This is a genomic window from Microbulbifer echini, from assembly GCF_041447225.1.
GTDB lineage: Bacteria > Pseudomonadota > Gammaproteobacteria > Pseudomonadales > Cellvibrionaceae > Microbulbifer > Microbulbifer echini.
Genome location: NZ_JBGMEL010000005.1, coordinates 64586 through 83785, shown reverse-complemented (window position 1 = coordinate 83785; position 19200 = coordinate 64586). Strand labels below are relative to the sequence as shown.

At 54.5% G+C, this 19200-nt stretch carries 18 protein-coding genes; 12 read left to right on the top strand and 6 right to left on the bottom strand.

Annotated features, from left to right (window positions below; all coding sequences use genetic code 11):
- Positions 1 to 4: 4 nt before the first annotated feature.
- From ACCI51_RS06610 to ACCI51_RS06600, 3 genes are all read right to left on the bottom strand, one after another.
- The gene (locus ACCI51_RS06610) at positions 5 to 1318 is read right to left on the bottom strand and encodes an ABC transporter permease (protein ID WP_371843036.1); all 1314 of its coding nucleotides are present in this window, start codon (positions 1316 to 1318) and stop codon (positions 5 to 7) included.
- A gap of 12 nt (positions 1319 to 1330) precedes the next feature.
- Positions 1331 to 2032, bottom strand: coding sequence for an ABC transporter ATP-binding protein (locus ACCI51_RS06605; protein ID WP_299579919.1), 702 nt, complete (start codon positions 2030 to 2032; stop codon positions 1331 to 1333).
- Positions 2033 to 2121: 89 nt separating this feature from the next.
- Complete coding sequence (locus ACCI51_RS06600; RefSeq protein WP_299579916.1) at positions 2122 to 3402, bottom strand: efflux RND transporter periplasmic adaptor subunit; 1281 nt, start codon at positions 3400 to 3402, stop codon at positions 2122 to 2124.
- Between the two features lie 396 nt (positions 3403 to 3798).
- Between ACCI51_RS06600 and ACCI51_RS06595 the strand changes: the two genes are divergently transcribed.
- Together ACCI51_RS06595 and ACCI51_RS06590 are read left to right on the top strand one after the other, a co-directional pair.
- Positions 3799 to 5304: a SulP family inorganic anion transporter gene (locus tag ACCI51_RS06595; RefSeq protein ID WP_371843035.1), complete on the top strand. Its 1506-nt coding sequence runs from the start codon at positions 3799 to 3801 to the stop codon at positions 5302 to 5304.
- Entirely contained in the window at positions 5304 to 6203 is a 900-nt protein-coding gene (locus ACCI51_RS06590) for a universal stress protein (RefSeq protein ID WP_299579913.1), read from the top strand. Before ACCI51_RS06595 ends, ACCI51_RS06590 begins: the two co-directional genes overlap by 1 nt.
- A 37-nt stretch (positions 6204 to 6240) precedes the next feature.
- Here ACCI51_RS06590 and ACCI51_RS06585 read toward each other — a convergent pair whose 3' ends face one another.
- The gene (locus tag ACCI51_RS06585) at positions 6241 to 7914 is read right to left on the bottom strand and encodes an aminotransferase class V-fold PLP-dependent enzyme (RefSeq protein ID WP_299579910.1); all 1674 of its coding nucleotides are present in this window, start codon (positions 7912 to 7914) and stop codon (positions 6241 to 6243) included.
- A 193-nt stretch (positions 7915 to 8107) separates the two neighbouring features.
- Between ACCI51_RS06585 and ACCI51_RS06580 the strand changes: the two genes are divergently transcribed.
- Positions 8108 to 8584, top strand: a complete 477-nt coding sequence (locus ACCI51_RS06580) for an Lrp/AsnC family transcriptional regulator (protein ID WP_299579907.1) — start codon at positions 8108 to 8110, stop codon at positions 8582 to 8584.
- Between the two features lie 9 nt (positions 8585 to 8593).
- Here ACCI51_RS06580 and ACCI51_RS06575 read toward each other — a convergent pair whose 3' ends face one another.
- Complete coding sequence (locus ACCI51_RS06575) at positions 8594 to 9304, bottom strand: DUF2238 domain-containing protein (protein ID WP_371843034.1); 711 nt, start codon at positions 9302 to 9304, stop codon at positions 8594 to 8596.
- 287 nt (positions 9305 to 9591) lie between these two features.
- Positions 9592 to 10020, bottom strand: a complete 429-nt coding sequence (locus tag ACCI51_RS06570) for an acyl-CoA thioesterase (protein ID WP_371843033.1) — start codon at positions 10018 to 10020, stop codon at positions 9592 to 9594.
- Positions 10021 to 10485: 465 nt separating this feature from the next.
- Between ACCI51_RS06570 and fabV the strand changes: the two genes are divergently transcribed.
- The 9 genes from fabV (at position 10486) to ACCI51_RS06525 (ending at position 19179) form a co-directional block, all read left to right on the top strand.
- Positions 10486 to 11664, top strand: coding sequence for an enoyl-ACP reductase FabV (gene fabV / locus ACCI51_RS06565; protein ID WP_371843032.1), 1179 nt, complete (start codon positions 10486 to 10488; stop codon positions 11662 to 11664).
- A 174-nt stretch (positions 11665 to 11838) separates the two neighbouring features.
- The gene (locus ACCI51_RS06560) at positions 11839 to 12882 is read left to right on the top strand and encodes an NADP(H)-dependent aldo-keto reductase (protein ID WP_299579895.1); all 1044 of its coding nucleotides are present in this window, start codon (positions 11839 to 11841) and stop codon (positions 12880 to 12882) included.
- A gap of 74 nt (positions 12883 to 12956) precedes the next feature.
- Entirely contained in the window at positions 12957 to 13190 is a 234-nt protein-coding gene (locus tag ACCI51_RS06555; RefSeq protein WP_299579892.1) for a DUF2789 family protein, read from the top strand.
- Between the two features lie 113 nt (positions 13191 to 13303).
- On the top strand, positions 13304 to 14269 hold the full coding sequence (gene lpxL / locus ACCI51_RS06550; protein ID WP_299579889.1) for an LpxL/LpxP family Kdo(2)-lipid IV(A) lauroyl/palmitoleoyl acyltransferase: 966 nt from the start codon (positions 13304 to 13306) through the stop codon (positions 14267 to 14269).
- Positions 14270 to 14361: 92 nt separating this feature from the next.
- A complete protein-coding gene (gene dapA, locus ACCI51_RS06545; RefSeq protein WP_371843031.1) occupies positions 14362 to 15237 on the top strand; it encodes a 4-hydroxy-tetrahydrodipicolinate synthase in 876 nt (291 codons plus the stop codon).
- Between the two features lie 34 nt (positions 15238 to 15271).
- The gene (bamC, locus tag ACCI51_RS06540) at positions 15272 to 16465 is read left to right on the top strand and encodes an outer membrane protein assembly factor BamC (protein ID WP_371843030.1); all 1194 of its coding nucleotides are present in this window, start codon (positions 15272 to 15274) and stop codon (positions 16463 to 16465) included.
- Entirely contained in the window at positions 16465 to 17241 is a 777-nt protein-coding gene (locus ACCI51_RS06535) for an MBL fold metallo-hydrolase (RefSeq protein WP_371843029.1), read from the top strand. Before bamC ends, ACCI51_RS06535 begins: the two co-directional genes overlap by 1 nt.
- 94 nt (positions 17242 to 17335) lie before the next feature.
- On the top strand, positions 17336 to 18160 hold the full coding sequence (locus ACCI51_RS06530; protein ID WP_371843028.1) for a sulfite exporter TauE/SafE family protein: 825 nt from the start codon (positions 17336 to 17338) through the stop codon (positions 18158 to 18160).
- A gap of 194 nt (positions 18161 to 18354) precedes the next feature.
- Positions 18355 to 19179, top strand: coding sequence for a sulfite exporter TauE/SafE family protein (locus tag ACCI51_RS06525; protein ID WP_371843027.1), 825 nt, complete (start codon positions 18355 to 18357; stop codon positions 19177 to 19179).
- Positions 19180 to 19200: the final 21 nt, after the last annotated feature.

Here is a 19200-nt window from a genome sequence, read left to right as displayed (position 1 = left end):
GGCCTCACTGGGTTTTTAAGTATATAGAGGGGTTGGTGCGGCTGATGCGCCAGGCGGGATAGAACCCAGCAAGCAGGCTGGCGATCAAGGCGAGACCGATAGCGGCAAGCATCATTATCCAATCCATCGTTGCCACGGTGTCTATCTGCCCCATGGCCAGATAGCGTATTCCGCTAATTCCCATGACGGCGATGAAAATACCTGCGATACCTCCAATAAGTCCAATTGCAGCACTTTCAATTAAATGTTGAATAAAAATAGCGCTGCGACTGGCACCGAGAGCACGACGCACACCGGCTTCAGAGGATTTACGCAAAAACTTGGCGAGCAGTAGAGCTACGGCATTAATAACGCAAACCAAGAGAAAAGCCAGGGATACCCAGCCCAGTACACGGTTATCATCACTGAGCACTTCGTTAAGAACCAGCCATTCAGAGGGCTTACTCAAGGCAAATTTCAGTGGTCGTTCAAAGCGTCCCTGGGCCTTTTCCCCTTGAATGTATGCACTCAGAAAATCTTCATATTGCGCTTTCTGCGCACTGCTACTGAGCTCTACCCAGTACTGAATCCAGATGTACTCACCCTGCAGGAAGCCTTCGTAGCCATCGGGTCTTTTGTTGTCCCATCCGTTGGTGTTGCCCCAGCTGTAAATTTCGTACTCTCTGTGCAAGCCGAACGGTATAAACAGATTTGCAGATTTAGCAAAGTCACCGTTGTTGAGATCGTGAACCTTGGGCGCGGGTTCCCAGTGGTCGATAACACCAATCACAGTAAAGGGTTGGCCGTTTAGGCTAATAGTTTTACCTACGCTGTTCTCACCGGAAAACAGCTTTTCATTGGTGGACTTAGAGAGAATGACAACTTGGTTTGGAGAAGCGTCTGCTTCACTTTCCCAAGTTCCGCCGTAGAGAAAGGGCACGTCAAAAAGAGAGAAAAAGTCACGTGTAGTAACACGAGTTGATGCCGTGAAAGGACGTATCGAGGAATTTACCAGCTCTACAGTAAATCCGAAGCGGTGCATGGCAACCTGGCGAGTGGGGATCTCTGAGCGCAGCAGCGCCTGCGCATCCCGATAAGTCAGCTGCCAGGGAATTTCATTGGCCGTGTTGGCAGCCTTGTTAACATCCCAGCTATCAAGCTGCACCGCGAAAAGTACATCGTCCTTATGTTTTAGTGCATTTTGCGACATCATATAGTTGAGAGTGAGTACGGTCATAGATGCGCCCACGCCAACGGCGATAGCGGCGATCATAAGAGCGCTGAGAATAGGCGTACCGCGCAGGCTGCGCAGGGCCAGGGATATATAGTATCCAAGCATTGTGCCAACTCCTCAGACGGTAACGGCAGCAGGCTGGGCGGGAACTGCGCGTAAATCGCAAACCTGGCCATCCACAATTTGAATATTTCGGTGTGCGCGACGGGCCAGTTCCGGATCGTGGGTGACCATCACAATGGTCGTGCCCCACTCGTTAATAAACTCCAATAGCTCCATAACCTGGCGTGCCATCAGGGAGTCGAGATTACCGGTGGGTTCATCGGCGAGCAGAAAGCGCGGTTCGCCGGCCAGGGCGCGGGCGATAGCGATACGCTGTTGTTGTCCACCGGATAATTGTGCGGGTAGATGTTTGGCGCGGGCGGACAGGCCCACTTGTTCCAGCACTTTTTCGATACGCTTGCGCCGCTCGTTGGCATTGAAGCCGCGATAGCGCAGCGGTACATCGATATTGTCGAACAGATTCAGGTCGGGGATCAGGTTAAATCCCTGGAAAATAAAACCAATTTTCTCATTGCGCAGTCGTGAGCGCTGGCGGTCATTCAGGTTGCTGACATCTTCACCATCCAGCAAGTATTGTCCTCCGGTTGGGGTTTCCAATAACCCTGCGATATTGAGAAAAGTGGTCTTACCGGAGCCGCTGGGGCCGGTGACAGAGACGAACTCTCCCTCTTTCACTTCCAGGCTGAAGTCGCGCAGGGCGTGGGTTTCTATGGTGTCTGTACGGAAACTCTTGCGAACGTTATGCATTTTAAGCATGGCGATGTTCCTTGTTTTTTCACTGAATTTTTAAATTGTTTCATTAGCGGAGTCATAGAATTTCTACAGCCGCCGGTCATTGAGTGTCTCTATTTCTTCAAGGCAACCAGTTGCGCGCTCTCCAGCTCTTCGGCGGCGGAGATAATGATCTGGTCCCCCTCCTGCAAACCGGAAACGATCTCCACCTGCCTTAAACCCAGTGCGCCGACCTGGATGGCAACGCGCTCGGCCTGTTGTTCATCGTTGAGGCGAAATACATGGCGACCCCCGCTCTGATCGAGAAAGCTGCCGCGTTTTACCAGCAATACGTTATTGCGGTTCTCCAGCAGCACGCGAGCGGTGAGGCGCAGGTTCTGACGCAGGTTCTGTGGTTGTGCCTCGGTAAAACGCACGCGGGCGATGACCTGGTTGTTGATCACTTCCGGGGATATTGCGGTAATTTCACCGGGCAGCTCACTGCCCCCCAAATTGATTGCTACGGCCATATTCAGGCCCAGATCGTCGGCATAGTTTTCGGGGACTGCGGCTTCCAGCTCGAAGCTGGTGAGGTCTACGACGGTGATCAGCGGTGTGTTAGCGGCGACGGCGCTGCGCTGGGTGACCGCGAGGCTGCCAATGGTTCCATCTACGGGAGAGAGAATGTCGAGCTCGCGCACGCGGCGTTCGAGCTCTTCAACCTGGAGCTGTTGCTGGGACAGCTGCAATTCCAGTGTCTGGGTTTCAAAGGTGAGGGATTCTTTTTCCAGCTCCGCATTTTGTACGGCCTGGCGGTATTCCAGCTTGGCGCGGGACATATCATCTTTGCTCCTTTCAAAATCGAGTAGGGAGATAATCTGTTTCTCCATGGAGAGTTCCGAGCGCTTCAGTTCCCGCTTGGCCGCGATGAGATTAACCTCGGCCAGATCGGCCTTCTGCTGGTTTTCCATCTGCTGGCGCTTGGCTTGAATTTTCTGTCGTTGCAGTTGCACTGAAAGCTGGTTGAGTTGGCCCTTCTCTTGGGCGAGCTGACTGGACAGCTCCGGGCTATCCACCGAGGCGAGTCTCTGGGCGGCTTTGACGCTGTCGCCGGCTTTTACGGAAAACTTCACTATGCCCTGCGCTGGACTGAACAAGGTGGGGCTGTTGGCGGCGATCACTTTGCCTTGTACGACTAGATCGCGTACCAGGTTGCCGCGCTCGACCTGGGCGATGTTGATGCGCGACAGCGAGAGGGTGTGATCGACTGAGCCCGTGCTGTGCCAAGCGTTGATTCCCCAGGTGAGAAAAGCAACGGCGAAGCCGAGAGCCAAGGTACTTTTTATTGCTTTGGGGTTCTTCCACAGTGGCGCTGCTTCTATTTTTGTATCTTGCCTGGAAGTGTCTCTGATCATCTTGCTGTCCATTTCTCTGTATCGATACTTTTGCTTTCCCAACTTGGATGCAAAAGCTTTTCTGTTCGGATGCAAATCCAAAAAATTGGTTTTTCCGGGTAGATAGCAAGCTCTGTGCCAACTTTTGAAAATGGTTTAACCTGTTGAAATATATAGTTTTTTTAATTTTTGAAAGATGGCGAGGTTTTACTGGGGTGTCCGCGAAAAGTGTCCGCTGTCCGCCCTGTCCGGTGTTTGAACGGGGCAGTAAAAGGTGGGGGTAAGTGAAACCGGGCAAAGCGGATGGCAAAAACCTGTCCACGCAACCTATGGTCTGAAAGGGGGATTCATGCGGGGGGGCTGTGCTTGTGGTAGAGTGCGCGGCCTTTTTTTGATCAATTCAAATTTATTGCGTTTATGTTCCTTCCTTCGCTGCTCTCATCGACCAAAGCCGACTGGTTCGGCAATATACGTCGCGACGTCCTCGCCGGCCTGGTAGTGGCTCTGGCCCTGATTCCCGAGGCCATCGCCTTTTCCATTATCGCCGGGGTAGATCCCAGGGTCGGACTCTACGCCTCTTTCTGTATTGCGGTGGTTATCGCCTTTGTCGGTGGCCGGCCGGGGATGATTTCCGCGGCCACCGGTGCCATGGCGTTGCTGATGGTTACACTGGTGAAGGAGCACGGGCTGCAATACCTGCTGGCGGCGACGCTGCTCACGGGGGTACTGCAAATTATCGCCGGCTACCTGAAGCTGGGAAGCTTGATGAGCTTCGTTTCCCGCGCTGTGGTGACCGGGTTTGTGAATGCTTTGGCGATTCTGATTTTCCTGGCACAGATGCCCGAGTTGGTCGGCGGTGGCTGGGAGGTCTACGCCATGACGGCAGCGGGCCTGGGGATTATTTATCTTTTCCCCTATGTGCCCGTAATCGGTAAGACAATTCCTTCACCGCTGGTGTGTATTTTGTTGCTCACTGCGGTTGCCGTGATCATGGGGATAGATATCCGCACCGTCGGCGATATGGGTGAACTGCCCGACACTCTGCCAATTTTCCTCTGGCCCGAAGTGCCGCTAAATTTCGAAACCCTGCAGATCATCTTCCCCTATTCCGCCGGTTTGGCGGTGGTGGGTCTGCTGGAATCTCTGATGACGGCGACTATTGTCGATGACTTGACCGATACCCCCAGCGACAAAAATCGCGAGTGTAAGGGGCAGGGCATTGCCAATATTGCCGCCGGCACTCTGGGCGGCATGGCCGGCTGTGCGATGATCGGCCAGTCGGTGATCAACGTGAAGTCCGGCGGTCGCGGGCGTCTCTCGACCCTGGTAGCAGGTATTGGCCTCTTAACCCTGGTGGTTTTCCTCAGTGACTGGGTGGCAGTGATTCCCATGGCGGCACTGGTTGCGGTGATGATCATGGTTTCTATTGGCACCTTTGACTGGGGCTCCATCCGCAACTTGAAGCACTATCCGCTCTCCACCAACTTGGTGATGCTGGCGACGGTGATTGTGGTAGTGTGGACGCATAACCTGGCTTATGGTGTATTTGTCGGTGTGCTACTGGCGTCGTTGTTCTTCGCCAACAAGGTAAGCCACTTTATGTATGTGAGCAGCAAGCTCGATGAGGCACAGAGTCGTCGCACCTATAAAGTGATAGGGCAGGTATTTTTCAACTCCGCCGATAAATTTACCGCGTCGTTCGACTTCAAAGAAGTCGTGGACACCGTCGTTATTGATTTGAGCCGCGCGCACTTCTGGGATGTATCTGCGGTGAGCGCCCTCGATAAGGTCGTGTTGAAGTTTCGTCGCGAGGGCTCCCAGGTGGAGTTGGTGGGGTTAAATAAAGCCACTGAGACGATCGTCGATCGGTTCGGCGTACACGATAAACCCGAGGAAATTGAAAGGGTTCTTGGAGGACATTGATGGCCATAAGCAACAGCGATAACAACCCTGTACCGGGAACTGGCGCGACCGCGCCGCTGATACTTTCCTGTATCGACGGCTCCCGTTATACCGGCTCGGTCTGCGATTACTCGGCCTGGCTGGCCGATAACCTGGGCGCGCCGCTCAAGCTGTTGCACAACATCGAGCGCAGTGAGGTTCCGGCGGTAACAGACTTTACCGGTAGTATCGGCCTGGGCAGTCAGGAAGAGTTGCTGGAGGAGTTGACCGCGCTGGAACAGCAGCGCGCACAGCTGCTGGTGAAGCAGGGCAAACTGATGTTACAGGCTGCGCGAAGCCGTGTTGAAGCTGCCGGGGTTCAGCAGGCGATGACCTGTCAGCGTCACGATAGCCTGGCCGAATCCGTTGTCGAGCTTGAAGACTCCATTCGCGTTCTGGTGTTGGGGATTCGCGGCGAAGAACACGCAGATTCCGATAAAGGCCTGGGCACTCAATTGGAAACGGTGGTGCGAGCGCTGCACAAGCCCATTCTGGTCGTGAATCGGGAATTCCAGCCTCCGAAGCGCATCATGCTCGCTTACGACGGCAGTGAGGCCGCGCGCAAAGCGCTGTCTCTGGTGGCCCAGAGCCCGTTGTTTCAACCGTTATCTTGCCACTTGGTGAGTGTGGGGCCTGAGGACGTCGCGCAAAAACTACTGGCGCAGGCCAGTGCGGAACTGGATGCGGCCGGCCTGGCGGTGACCGCCAGCCATCTGGAGGGCAATCCAGTGGAGTCCCTGATTGACTACCAGGCTGAACATCAGATTGATCTCACCGTGATGGGGGCTTTTAGCCACAATCGCCTGCGCGATCTGTTAATGGGCAGCATCACCGCAAAGATGCTGTTGAAGACTCGCCAGCCGTTACTGTTGTTGCGCTGATACTGCATTGACACTTAGGCGCTGTTGAACTGGGGCCCTAGAGCGCGCGAGCTGCTTCCCCGGGGCTGACGAACCAGCGTAGAGCCTCAGCCTCTGCGGGAAGTGTTACATCGCAGTAGTGTGCTTCCCGCCGCTTGCAACACAACGCTTCCTTGGCGATGGCCAGATAATCGCCCAGCGCGCGCAGCGGCTGGGTGCTTTCCTTCCGACCCCCCTCTAAATTGAGAAAGTCCAGTTCTGCCAGGCTAGTTCTCGGCTCCGGGGCTGTATTCTGATAACGCCAGACCGCTTGGGTTGTGTCAAAGGCGTAGTAGGGCAGTAGTCTCCAGCCGTGTCGCGCGATCAAGGCCACCGCTTCTAGCAGGTATTCGAAGACCTCATCGTCAATAAAATAATTAAAGTTCAGGCGTACCCAGCCCGGACGCAAGAGTTTTTGCCCCTGAATAATCTGTTTTTCGAGGGCGTGGCTGTAATCCATATCGAGGCCCAGTAGGGTGTGACCGTATGGGCCCGCGCAGGAGCAGCCACCGCGTGCCTGAATGCCGAAAAGGTCGTTAAGCAGCGCCACGACAAAACCGTAATGCAGGTCTTTATCCTGCCAGCGGACCCGTAGGGAAACGATGGAGAGGCGCGGCGCATCCAGGCTGCCGAGAATTTCGAGGTTATCCACCTGCGACCAGCGCCGCAGGGCGCGCTTTACCAATACCTCTTCACGTCGGGTAATTTCATCGGTGCCCACCATGCTCTGCAGCTTGAAGACCATTCCGGCGCGAATCGACTCGACAATAGCGGGCGTACCGCCCTCTTCACAGCGTTCCGGATCTTTCAGATAGCGGTGATCTTCTGGAGTCACATAAAGCACAGTGCCCCCACCGGGTGTTGCCGGGACTGAGTTTTGCAACAGTTTTTGATGTGCGATTAGGACACCAGGCGTGCCTGGGCCACCGACAAATTTGTGTGGAGAGATAAAGACCGCCTCCATAGTGGCATATTCCTGAGAGTCCTCGGCAGGGCACATGTCGATCTTCAAATAGGGCGCCGCCGCCGCATAGTCCCAAAATGACAGGGCGCCGTGCGTGTGCAGCAGGCGGGTTACGGCTTTTATATCGGTGATGATTCCGGTCACATTGGAGGCGGCGGAAAAACTGCCGATTTTCAGGGGGCGCTCGGCGTAAGTACACAAGTGGTTTTCCAGGCTCTCGGTATCCAGGCTCCCATCACTGTCCAAGGGAATAGATACCAGTTCGGCAATGCTCTCTCGCCAGGGCAGTTCATTTGAATGGTGCTCGTAGGGGCCAATAAAAACCACTGGCCGCTGCTCCTGCGGGATTCTCTCCAGCAGTTGGTAGCGTTCATTCAGGTCCGCCGGCAGGCGTAAATTGAGGATATCGATCAATTTGTTGATGGCGGCGGTAGCCCCGGAACCACAGAAAATCACCTTGTGTTCTGGGCCCGCATTGACCGCACGGCGAATTTCTTCGCGGGCCTCTTCCCGCAGAGCAGAGGTTTGCGCGCCGGTATAAGAGCTTTCACTGTGGGTGTTGGCATAGAAGGGCAGCACCCGCTGGCGGATCGCATCCTCGATAAAACTCAGTGAGCGGCCGGATGCGGTGTAGTCGGCATAGATCAGGGGTCTGGATCCAAAAGGCGTGGGGATTGGCAGCCTGTCGCCGATGACAGATTCACGGATGTGCTTGATAAGAGTGATCATAGCCCTTCTCCTTGTTTTGTAGTGCCACTCTAGTGCCTTGGGCCCGAAACAATGTTCCTATTTGCACGATTTTTTTTCTAATTTCGAAACGTTGTGCCGATATTTTCTATATTGGGGTTCAATGTTTTGAAATTTATTTGTTTGGTGAGACGATAGCTTCACGGATGAGGTTGGTAGCGGTAGGGGAGAGTAAATGGGGACAGGGCTTAACAGGCAGGACAGGCAAATTTTGGAGTTATTGCAGCAGGATGCGACGCTCTCGGTTGGGGAAATTGCCGATAGGGTAGGACTTTCGAAATCAGCCTGCTGGCGCCGTATCCAGAAAATGGAGGAGGAGGGAGTGATCGCCGAGCGAGTCACGCTCCTCAATCCGCATAAGCTCAACCTGCCACTCACGGTGTATATCTCCATCCGTACCAACCAGCACAATGATCAGTGGGCGACGCAGTTCAATACCCTGGTGCAGGGTATTGCGGAGATTTTAGAGGTTCACCGAATGAGTGGGGATCTCGATTACCTGATCAAGGCGGTGGTGACCGATATGCCCGGTTATGACCGCCTCTACAAGGCGCTGATCAAGGCCGACCTTTTCGACGTCAGTTCCAGTTTTGTGATGGAAACCATGAAGCAGACAACTCGCCTGCCGTTAACCTATGCCGATGGGGGCTGAGAGGCTGCTTTAGTGGCCGTGGCGCTTGCGCCACCACTGCAGGAGCTTGGTCTCCCCGAGGGTGCGACCCCCTGTGGGCACCCGCACACTATTGCGAATGTCCCGCCAAGTATTGGCGTTCAGCCAAAGGTTCAGGGCGAGGACGATGGACATGGCCAATATGGCGCCGAGCCCCGCAAGCAGCATATCTTTTTGTGCATCCCAGATATCTCCTTGCGAACCGAGAAAGGCGATGCCGAGTTCCGGTGACACGCTGCGCGCGGCTAGCCACTCAATAATTTCGTAGATGGAAGAGAGGGCGAAAGTGATATCCACCGGGAAAAAATAGGCCCAAAACCCACGCAGGCCGGCGAGGCGAATCAAAATTTCTCGGGCTGGATAGGCCAGTAATAAGCCAAAACTGAAATGCACAAGCCGGTCGTACATATTGCGTTCAGTATCGAGCCACTCGCCGAGGGTGACGCCAAAGGGCACCTCGGCATAGGTGTAGTGCGATCCGATCACATGCAAGCACATAAATAGGGTGATCAGTGTGTAGGAAACATTGGAGAGAGGAAAAATACGGGTGCTGAGTAAAATAATCGGCAGGGCGGCGAAGACCAGGTAATTTTCCAATAGCCAGTCATCCGGATGCAGCGGTTCCCAGGCGGCCCAGGACCAGGCAAGAGTGAAAATGGCCAGTAATAACAGGCGGTACCCGTGTTGGCGAAGACTGGACATAACTGCGGAAACCCCATTGCAGACAAGGTATATCCGCGCCAGCATACACTAATGACCTATTTTGTGGATGGCGCCTTATGGTTCTTTTTGGTGCGGGCTCCCAGTGATTAAGCGGGCATGGGTGCAGCCAGTTGCCAGGGGGCTTGTTTGGAGAAATCGAGGCCGCTGAGGAAGCTTTGAGCTCGATCTTTCAACGTTTCATAACCCAGTGACAATCTGTTCGATGGCGGTAGACGCAAGGATTTGTGTACCGCCACCCGGAAGCTGTGCTTATTACCGTTGGGGGGCTAGCTGGCGAGCCGGCGTTCGCGCACCTCCCGCTCGCGTTGCGTGGCGCTGTGTGCCTGTTTCAGCGTCATACCAGCTTTGGCGTGGGGCGTGGGTTTGCCGTTGGCATCCAGCGCAACAAATACGATCTGTTCTACGTGCACAATGAGTTGCTGGGTCTGTTTGTTGCGCACCTCGCAGTGCACGGTCAGGGAGGTTTGGCCGATGCCTACGACCTCAAAACCAAACTCCACCACATCGCCACAGCAGGCCGGGCTGATGAAATCAATCTCAGACATGATTTTGGTCACCAGCATAGGGGTGCCCATCTGGCAGCCGGCGAAAATGGCCGCCTCTTCATCAATCCAGGCGAGTAACTGGCCGCCAAACAGGCGTTGGGCTGGGTTCAGATCGCCGGGTTTTACACAGTGACGGGAGTAGTATTTCACACGAACCTTCCTTAACTAGCTTGAGGTTTAACAGCCGATGGTAATCGAGGGTGCGGAAACCACCTGGGTGAGGTGATCACGGCACTCACAAAATAAATTCTGCATACAGCGTGCCAAGCCAGAAAAAGTGTAGCCAAGGAAATAAGAAAAAATGGTGCCATAAATAGAGGATTGGCACTCAAAGGTGGCGCGAATCTCTATTTCTAGCTCAAAAATAGTGTATTGAGTCACAATAGTGAGGAAGTGTGGCCACTTTGGCCGCCACGGGGGATATTCTGGACAGCCCGGTTAACAGGAGGGAAAAGCCGCTATGGGACTCCTGAGACACAACCATTAGAATGGCGAAGCGGTGTGACTCAGGCGTCGATATGCCGCTTTTTACGCCATAGTTTTCCCGATGCGCGGTCAGCGTATCTGTGATCACATAACCACGATTCCCCAAGTGCAAAGGGAGAGACAGTAAGGATGATTATCCAGCCGAAAGTACGCGGATTCATTTGTACCAATGCCCACCCGCAGGGTTGTGCCGCCAATGTGCGCGAACAGATTGAGTACATTCAGTCGCAGCCAGCGATCGACAATGGCCCCAAACGGGTCTTGGTTGTGGGTGCCTCCACCGGTTACGGACTGGCCTCGCGGATAACCGCCGCTTTCGGCAGTGGCGCCAAGACTCTGGGGGTATTCTTCGAAAAACCGCCCACGGAGAAGCGCACCGCTTCTGCCGGTTACTACAATTCTGCGGCCTTTGAAAGCGAGGCGCACAAGGCCGGTCTCTATGCCAAGAGTATCAATGGCGATGCCTTCTCCGACGCCATAAAAGCCAAGGCGGTGGAGATGATTAAGGAGGATCTGGGCCAGGTGGATCTTGTGGTCTACAGCCTCGCCTCACCGCGCCGCACAGACCCCAAGACTGGTGAGCTTTACAGCTCTGTACTGAAACCCATTGGCGAGTCCTACACGGCAAAAAACCTGAATACCGATAAGCTGGAAATCACTGATATCACGGTGGATCCGGCTAATGAGGAAGAGATTGCGAACACCGTGAAGGTGATGGGCGGTGAGGACTGGGAGCTGTGGATGCAGGCGCTTGGCGAAGCCGGTGTGCTGTCCGATAACTGCAAAACTGTGGCTTACACCTACATCGGCGAAAAGCTCACCTGGCCGATATACGGCCACGCGACGATTGGCAAGGCGAAGGAGGATCTGGACCGCGCAGCCAGAGCGATTACCGAGAGTAGCCCGGCGGCGGCCAACGTAGCGGTGCTCAAGGCCCTGGTCACCCAGTCCAGTTCTGCGATTCCGGTGATGCCTCTGTATATTTCCCTTATTTACAGGGTGATGAAGGAAGAGGGTACCCATGAAGGCTGTATTGAACAGCTTTATCGCCTCTACACCGAGGGGCTTTATACCGACACTCCACGCCTCGATGGGGAAAACCGCCTGCGCATGGACGACAAAGAGTTGCGTTCGGAGACTCAGGCAAAAATTGAGAAATTATGGCCGCAAGTAACCGCGGAAAACCTGTTTGAGCTGACCGACTACAAAGGTTACCAGGCCGATTTCCTCAAGTTATTTGGTTTTGGGGTCGCGGGAGTCGACTACGATGCGGAGACCACCCCGCAAGTTGAGGCCGAATTTAGCTGATCATTGCGGGGGCAATTCCAGGGTCCCTGCTATTGGGGGTGGCGATGCCACCCCCAACCTCCTGCGGCACTATTTATTTGCCGCCTCTCTTCTTGTGAAGTTCCCCTAGCCCTCTACCCCATCAGTAGCGACGCGGGGCATAATTCCCTGTTTATTTGTGCGGAGGAGGACTCCATGGAATACCGCCAGCTCGGTACTAGCAACCTCAAAGTCAGCCAGATCTGCCTGGGCACCATGACCTTTGGCGAGCAAAACAATGCCGATGATGCCGCTGAGCAGCTGGACTATGCCCTGAGCCAGGGGGTGAACTTTATCGACTGCGCAGAAATGTATCCGGTGCCACCGCGCCCTGAAACCCAGGGGCGGACTGAGGCGTATATCGGCAGGTGGCTCACAGCTCGGGGGGGGCGCGACCAGCTGATTATTGCCACCAAGGTGGCTGGGCGCGGTGAGGCCAACTCCGGTGTGGGTCATCTGCGTTCCGGGCCCAGGCTCAATCGCAAGCAAATATTGGAGGCTTGCGATCACTCTCTTAAAAGGTTGGGCACCGACTATATCGATCTCTACCAAGTGCACTGGCCAGAGCGCCATACTAACTTCTTCGGGCGCCTCGGTTACCAGCACAGCGCAGATGAGGGTATCGCCATTGCCGAGACTCTCAGTGCACTGGAAGAACTGGTGAAATTGGGCAAGGCCCGTCATATCGGTATTTCCAATGAAACGCCCTGGGGTATGCACGAGTATCTCAAGGAGTCGGTGACTCTAGGCAAGCCACGTATCGTTTCTATCCAAAACCCCTATAACCTCTTGAATCGTACCTTTGAGGTCGGTTGCGCCGAGATGTCCCTGCGCGAGCAGTGTGGCTTGCTGGCCTATTCACCACTGGCCTTTGGAATGCTCTCTGGCAAGTATTTGGGGGGTGAAAAACCCGCAGGTGCGCGGCTCACTTTGTACGAGCGTTTCCAGCGCTATGCCGGGGAGCGCAGCAGCATCGCTACCGCTGCCTACGTCGAGCTGGCCCGTCAGTTTGGCCTGAACCCGGCTCAAATGGCCCTGGCATTTGTCAACCAACAGCCGTTTGTGACTTCCAATATCATCGGTGCGACCTCCCTGGATCAGCTGCGCAGTAACCTCGCCAGTGTCGATGTGCGGCTTGGCGAAGAGCTGCTGACTGCGATTGAGGCGGTTCACAGCGATAACCCTAATCCCGCGCCTTAGTGAGGGTTCCGGGCTATCTATAATTGGTAGAGAAAATTGCGAAACCGGAAAGGGAACACAACAGGGGAGCATTTATGGAGACGACCGGACATCACACCCTCAATGATTTGTTCGCCCAGCTTGGGCTGGCCTCAGAGGATGCGGAAATACACGAATTTTTGATTACCCACTACCTGCACCGGCACGAGAAACTGTCCGCGGCATCCTTCTGGAGCGAGGGGCAGCGACAGTTTTTGCAGAGCGCCATAGAAGAAGACTCTGACTGGTGCGTCGCAGTCGATGAGCTCGACTCGTTACTGCGCCATTAATGTATCTAGGCGCTAGCCAGTTGTTCGCGCCAGTGCCGTATTCCATGGGTTATACTACGCCGAATTCAACCGATTGGACCGGCACCTGGGTGCCGGTTTCGTAGCGAAATCCGATGGAAAAACCCCGTTTTCGAGCGGCCCTGCTGCACCCCCGGTACTGGCTGACCTGGCTGCTGTTTGGCCTTTGGTTTCTGGTGGCTCAACTACCTTACCGCTGGCAACTGGCGATGGGGCGTGGTTTTGGCCGGACAATGCTCCGGTTGGCCACCAGCCGCCGAACCATTGCCGAGCGCAACCTGGCTCTCTGCTTTCCCGAACTCAGCGACACCGAGCGCGCCGTCCTGTTGCACCGCAATTTCGAGTCCAGCGGTATCGCCTTGATGGAAACCGGCATGGCCTGGTTTCGCTCGGCGCGCTGGCTGCGCAAGCGCTGTGTCATCGAGGGCCTGGAGCAGCTACAGGAAATCCATACCCAGGGGCAGGGTGTATTGCTGATGGCAATGCACTTCACCACGCTGGAACTTGGAGCGGCGCTGATGGGTACCTGCATGACCCTGGATGGCATGTACCGGCCCCACAAGAACCCTGTTTACGACTATATGCAGCGCAAGGGACGCGAGCGTCATACCCGCGGTGGCAGCGTTTACCAGCGCAAAGATGTGCGGGGGGTACTGCGCGCCCTGCAACGTGGCCGGATCGTCTGGTATGCTCCGGACCAGGACTACGGGATCAAACAGGGGGTTTTTGCGCCTCTTTTCGATGTGCCTGCGGCGACGGTGACGGGGACTTCGCGCTTCGCACGTGTGGGTCGCGCGCGGGTCGTACCCTATGTTGTTACCCGATTGGATGACAACTCCGGTTACCGCCTTAAGGTGTACGACCCCATTGATGAAATTCCCTCTGGAGATGAACTCCAGGACGCAATTCTGGTCAACCGCTTCGTTGAAGCCCGTATCCGCGAGGCTCCCGAGCAGTATATGTGGGTGCACCGCCGCTTTAAGACCCGCCCAGAGGGAGCGACCAATGTGTACGAAGGGGTGCGCAAGAAGAAAAAGAAGCGCAGAAAAGTGGCGACTTAGTCGCACTGGCATAGATTCTGCGCCCTAAGTAACATACTGGTTCGACTCTGGCGGTGCTATTCCAGGCCGAGCGCGATAATTAAGGAGTGAGGATGTTTACCGGCAGTATGGTGGCCCTGGCCACCCCAATGTACGCAGACGGAAGCTTGGACTGGGACAGTTTGCACAACCTGGTTGAGTGGCATATCGAGCAGGGCACGCGTGCGCTGGTTGCCGTGGGCACTACCGGGGAGTCCGCGACGCTCGATGTCAATGAACATATTGAGGTTATCCGCCGGGTGGTGGATCAGGTTGCGGGGCGTATTCCGGTAATTGCGGGAACTGGCGCCAACTCTACCGCCGAGGCTATCGATTTAACCGAAAACGCTACCCGCTGTGGCGCCGATGCCTGCCTACTGGTGACCCCTTATTACAACAAGCCGAGCCAGGAAGGGCTGTACCAGCATTACCGCGCGATTGCCAAGGCGGTGGCGATCCCGCAAATTCTCTACAACGTACCCGGTCGCACTGCCGTAGACATGCTGCCGGAGACGGTTCAGCGCTTGGCCGCGGTGAGTAATATCATCGGAATCAAAGAGGCCACCGGTGACCTGGAGCGCGCTAGAGTTTTATTGGATACTCTACCAGAGGGGTTTGCTGTCTATTCCGGGGATGACAGCACTGCGATGGAGCTCATACTGATGGGCGGGCAGGGCAATATTAGTGTGACGGCCAATGTGGCTCCGGCGGCGGTGGCTCAGATGTGCGAGGCCGCGTTGACTGATGATGCCGAGACGGCGCGGGCCATAGATCAACGTATTCAAATATTGCACAAAGTTTTGTTTTTGGAGTCCAACCCGATACCGGTGAAATGGGCTCTCAGGGAGATGGGCCGTATGGATGGCGGTATCCGCCTGCCGCTGACCAGTCTCTCCCCCGAGCATCATGCTACAGTGCGCGAGGCTCTGCGCAGTGCCGGCGTACTATGAACCTGCGAATCGTGAATTAATCAGGAAAGCTTTAATGAACAAATTGACCGTTGGAGCCGCGCTCTGTATTTCCAGTCTCACCCTGGCGGGTTGTGGTGTGTTCGGCAACGATGGCTATTTTCGCGATCGCAGTAACGATTACCAGCAGGCAGATAGCCTGACCCCCCTACAAATTCCTGAAGGTATCAATACCAAACATCAGGAAGAGCTCTATGAGATTCCTCAGATCGCCGCAAATGGCTTAGAGGGCGGCGACTTTGAAGTACCGCGTCCCCAGGCGATATCTGTTAATGCGGGGCTGGAGCGGGTAAAAATTCAGAAGCTGGGCAGCAATCGCTGGGTATTGGTTTCCCAGCCCCCGGAAGAGGTCTGGCCTCAATTGCACTATTTTCTTCGCAGCTCAGGCTTGCGAGTGGAAATGTCTGACGCCAGTACCGGTATTATGGAAACTGCTTGGATGACTTTCGACGAAAGTCCGGATACCAAGGATAAATACCGTCTGCAGATCGAAACCGGGGTTCAGCCAGATACCACGGAAGTTCATGTGCGCCACCTGTCCGTAGGTGTCGATTCGCCGGTAGGTGGTTCGGTCAATTGGCCGGAGCGCTCTGTCAGTCCCGAACGGGAGGGCTGGATGATCGATGAAATGTCCACGGCTCTGGCTGCCGATACTGCTGGTGCCTCCGCTTCCCTGGTGGCTCAGGCGATCGGTGGTAGCTCCGTAAAAGTGCAGCTGCAAGAACCGGTTGGACACGAGCCCTATATTTCTATGGGCCTGGAAATGGACCGCGCCTGGGCTACGGTTGCCCACGCAGTGAACGCCGGCGCCTATCGCCTGCATCGCGAGGACTCCGATATTGGTCTTTTCTACGTCACCTATGATGAAGAGCGCGAGTTGGCGGAGAGTGAAGAAGATGACGGCGGTTGGTTCTCCTGGGGGAAAAAGTCCAAACAGGATGATGAGCTGGCCGAGAGCGCTGACCAGGTAACTCTTCAGCAGATTCTCGCTGGTATTGATCCCACGGTAGAAAGTGAGCCGGCCCTATTCAAAGAAATTAAAGGGCTGGGTGTGGGCGCTGTCCCCGAAGACGACTACCCCGGCTACCTGATCATGATTCGCGGCAACAATGATGAAATCGAAGTGCGTGTCCGCGATACCCGTGGCCAGCCTCTCTCACGCAATAAGGCCTCCCAGCTGCTGCTTTCCATTCAGCAGAATCTGATTTAATGGGCTTGCGCTTCGCCTCTCTGGGAAGCGGCAGTAAGGGTAACGGTACACTGGTCGCCAGTGGCGACCAGTGTCTCCTTGTAGACTGCGGCTTTACTATCAAGCAAACCGAGCGACGTATGTTGAGGCTCGGCATGTCACCTGCTGACCTCACGGCAATACTGGTCACTCATGAGCACAGCGATCATCTCTCTGGTGTCGCGCCGCTTGCGCGTAAATATGGCCTGCCAATTTACCTGACCCCCGGAACACTCCGCGCCCGCGATATCGGCAAACTGCCGCAAGTACATCTGATTGAGGGACATCAGCCATTTGTGGTTGCCGATATCCAGGTAACACCTGTTGCCGTGCCTCACGATGCCAGAGAGGCTGCGCAGTATGTATTTCGCAGCCGCGGGAGCAGCCTTGGTCTTTTGACTGACCTCGGCACGGTGACTCCCCACGTAGAGTCCCATTTTGCCGGGTGCGATGCGCTGGTTCTGGAGGCTAATCACGACCCTCAGATGTTGGCCCAAGGACCTTATCCTCCTTCTTTAAAGAGGCGAGTGGGCGGTGCTTATGGACACCTCAGTAACCAGCAGGCTGCGGGGTTTCTACAGCGCGTGGGTTACGAGCAGCTTCAACATTTGGTAGTTGCCCATATTAGCGAGAAAAACAATACGCTGGAACTTGCCCGCTCCGCTTTGGCTGAAATGCTGGAAAGTGTTGAAAACTGTATTTTTGCTTGCCAGCAAGACGGGTTTGACTGGCTTACCGTCGAAGCTCGAGGGTATTAATGCCTCGAAAACGCTTTCCATGCTCTTTATAAAGAACTCTTAATCAAAGCAGGGCTGTCCTCAGTGTTTGCGACTTCGTAAGGATAGGGATTGGATGGAAACCTTACTTGTATATCTCTTGGTGGGGGCTGCGGCTGGAACTATTGCCGGTCTATTTGGGGTGGGCGGTGGCTTGGTTATTGTTCCAGCACTGGTACTGGTTTTTACTGCAATGGGTATATCCCCGGATATTCTTACCCACATGGCGGTGGGGACATCTCTCGCTACTATTATCATTACCTCCATCAGCTCCGTACGCGCACATAATAAAAAAGGCGCAGTGGATTGGCGCTTATTTTGGATGATGACCCCCGGTATTCTCCTTGGTTCTTGGTTTGGAGGCGTTACGGCGGAGTGGCTGCCCGGCGCCTGGCTGCAATTATTGATTGGTATCTTTGCCATTATTATTGCCGTTCGCATGTGGTTGAGCGGCTTGCGGCACAACGAGGCGGCAGAGGGGGTAGGCCATATACCGGCCGCTCCCATAATGACTCTTTCCGGAGCTGGAATTGGCTGGGCCTCTGCGATTTTTGGTATTGGTGGGGGTTCACTCACGGTGCCATTTCTATCCCGCTGCCGGGTGCAAATGCAGCGTGCGGTTGCCACATCCTCAGCCTGTGGTTTGCCTATTGCTCTAGCGGGCGCTCTGAGTTTTGCGGTGCAGGGCTGGGGCAACATCCTATTACCTGGCTGGAGTAGCGGCTATATCTATTGGCCGGCCTTTTTGGGCATTGTTGCAACAAGCACTATTTTTGCCCGCCTTGGTGCCAATCTGGCTCACCGTCTTCCGGCAAAGTGGTTAAAGCATGGTTTTGCGGTGTTGCTCTGTATCATCGGTGGGCGTTTTATTTGGCTCAATAGTAATCTACTCGTTTCATAAAGCTACTCGCTTACCCTAATAAAAAGTGCCTCTATGGGTGGAGCTATTTGATTGAAGCCCTTGAAATGACAGCAGTTATTTGGGGTGTTTTGGTCATTTATCCAATTGCCTTCTGGCTCCTTAAATATGGAGCAATCCCCTCCAAATAATTGGGTGATTAGTCGTATCGTTTTTTGCGGCTAAACTAAAACGATATGGATATTTTATTCATTTACCTTTTACTCGGTGCAGTTGCTGGCACTGCGGCAGGTCTTCTGGGGATTGGCGGAGGCCTGATTATTGTTCCGGCACTGGTACTAATTTTTTCTGCTACAGGTGTCTCTCCTGAAGTGTTGACCCATATGGCTGTGGGGACCTCGCTGGCCACAATTATCGTGACTTCCATCAGTTCTGTATGGGCCCATAACGCAAAGGGTGCAGTGGATTGGCACTTATTTTGGGTCATGACTCCGGGGATACTTTTTGGCTCTTGGCTCGGTGGCGTTACGGCGGATTTATTACCTGGCGCCTGGCTGCAGCTGTTTATAGGTATTTTCGCCATAGTAATGGCTTTCCGCATGGGATTGGGGAGTTTGCATTCAGGAGAGTTAGTAGAAGGTGAAGCCAATCTGCCAGGTTCACTCCCGCTATTGTGTTCGGGAGGGGGCATCGGTTGGCTTGCTGCCATCTTTGGTATTGGTGGGGGAGCTCTTGTTGTGCCCTACCTATCACATTTTCGTGTAGCTATGCAGCAAGCGGTTGGTACGTCTGCTGCTTTTGGCTTGCCGATTGCAATTTCCGGGTCACTTAGTTTTGTTGTACAGGGATGGGGTAACAGGTTACTACCAAGCTGGAGCAGTGGTTATATTTATTGGCCAGCTTTTTTGGGGATTGTTCTGACCAGTGTATTTTTTGCCAAATTAGGCGCGAGCCTGGCCCACCGATTTTCAGCCGCACGGTTGAAGCTTTGCTTTGCTTTATTGCTTTTTGCGATCGGGATTCACTTTATCTGGGAAAATTACAACTTAATCACTGGCTAGTACCAGATTTTATTCTGGGGA

Bases quoted from the DNA above. Each gene is read 5' to 3' on its own strand.
- dapA (WP_371843031.1), top strand. From the start codon at position 14,362: ATGTTTACCGGCAGTATGGTGGCCCTGGCCACCCCAATGTACGCAGAC.
- ACCI51_RS06595 (WP_371843035.1), top strand. From the start codon at position 3,799: ATGTTCCTTCCTTCGCTGCTCTCATCGACCAAAGCCGACTGGTTCGGC.
- fabV (WP_371843032.1), top strand. From the start codon at position 10,486: ATGATTATCCAGCCGAAAGTACGCGGATTCATTTGTACCAATGCCCAC.
- ACCI51_RS06535 (WP_371843029.1), top strand. From the start codon at position 16,465: ATGGGCTTGCGCTTCGCCTCTCTGGGAAGCGGCAGTAAGGGTAACGGT.
- ACCI51_RS06580 (WP_299579907.1), top strand. From the start codon at position 8,108: ATGGGGACAGGGCTTAACAGGCAGGACAGGCAAATTTTGGAGTTATTG.
- ACCI51_RS06575 (WP_371843034.1), bottom strand. From the start codon at position 9,304: ATGTCCAGTCTTCGCCAACACGGGTACCGCCTGTTATTACTGGCCATT.
- ACCI51_RS06600 (WP_299579916.1), bottom strand. From the start codon at position 3,402: ATGATCAGAGACACTTCCAGGCAAGATACAAAAATAGAAGCAGCGCCA.
- ACCI51_RS06590 (WP_299579913.1), top strand. From the start codon at position 5,304: ATGGCCATAAGCAACAGCGATAACAACCCTGTACCGGGAACTGGCGCG.
- ACCI51_RS06610 (WP_371843036.1), bottom strand. From the start codon at position 1,318: ATGCTTGGATACTATATATCCCTGGCCCTGCGCAGCCTGCGCGGTACG.
- ACCI51_RS06560 (WP_299579895.1), top strand. From the start codon at position 11,839: ATGGAATACCGCCAGCTCGGTACTAGCAACCTCAAAGTCAGCCAGATC.
- lpxL (WP_299579889.1), top strand. From the start codon at position 13,304: ATGGAAAAACCCCGTTTTCGAGCGGCCCTGCTGCACCCCCGGTACTGG.
- ACCI51_RS06525 (WP_371843027.1), top strand. From the start codon at position 18,355: ATGGATATTTTATTCATTTACCTTTTACTCGGTGCAGTTGCTGGCACT.
- ACCI51_RS06530 (WP_371843028.1), top strand. From the start codon at position 17,336: ATGGAAACCTTACTTGTATATCTCTTGGTGGGGGCTGCGGCTGGAACT.
- ACCI51_RS06555 (WP_299579892.1), top strand. From the start codon at position 12,957: ATGGAGACGACCGGACATCACACCCTCAATGATTTGTTCGCCCAGCTT.
- ACCI51_RS06585 (WP_299579910.1), bottom strand. From the start codon at position 7,914: ATGATCACTCTTATCAAGCACATCCGTGAATCTGTCATCGGCGACAGG.
- ACCI51_RS06605 (WP_299579919.1), bottom strand. From the start codon at position 2,032: ATGCTTAAAATGCATAACGTTCGCAAGAGTTTCCGTACAGACACCATA.
- bamC (WP_371843030.1), top strand. From the start codon at position 15,272: ATGAACAAATTGACCGTTGGAGCCGCGCTCTGTATTTCCAGTCTCACC.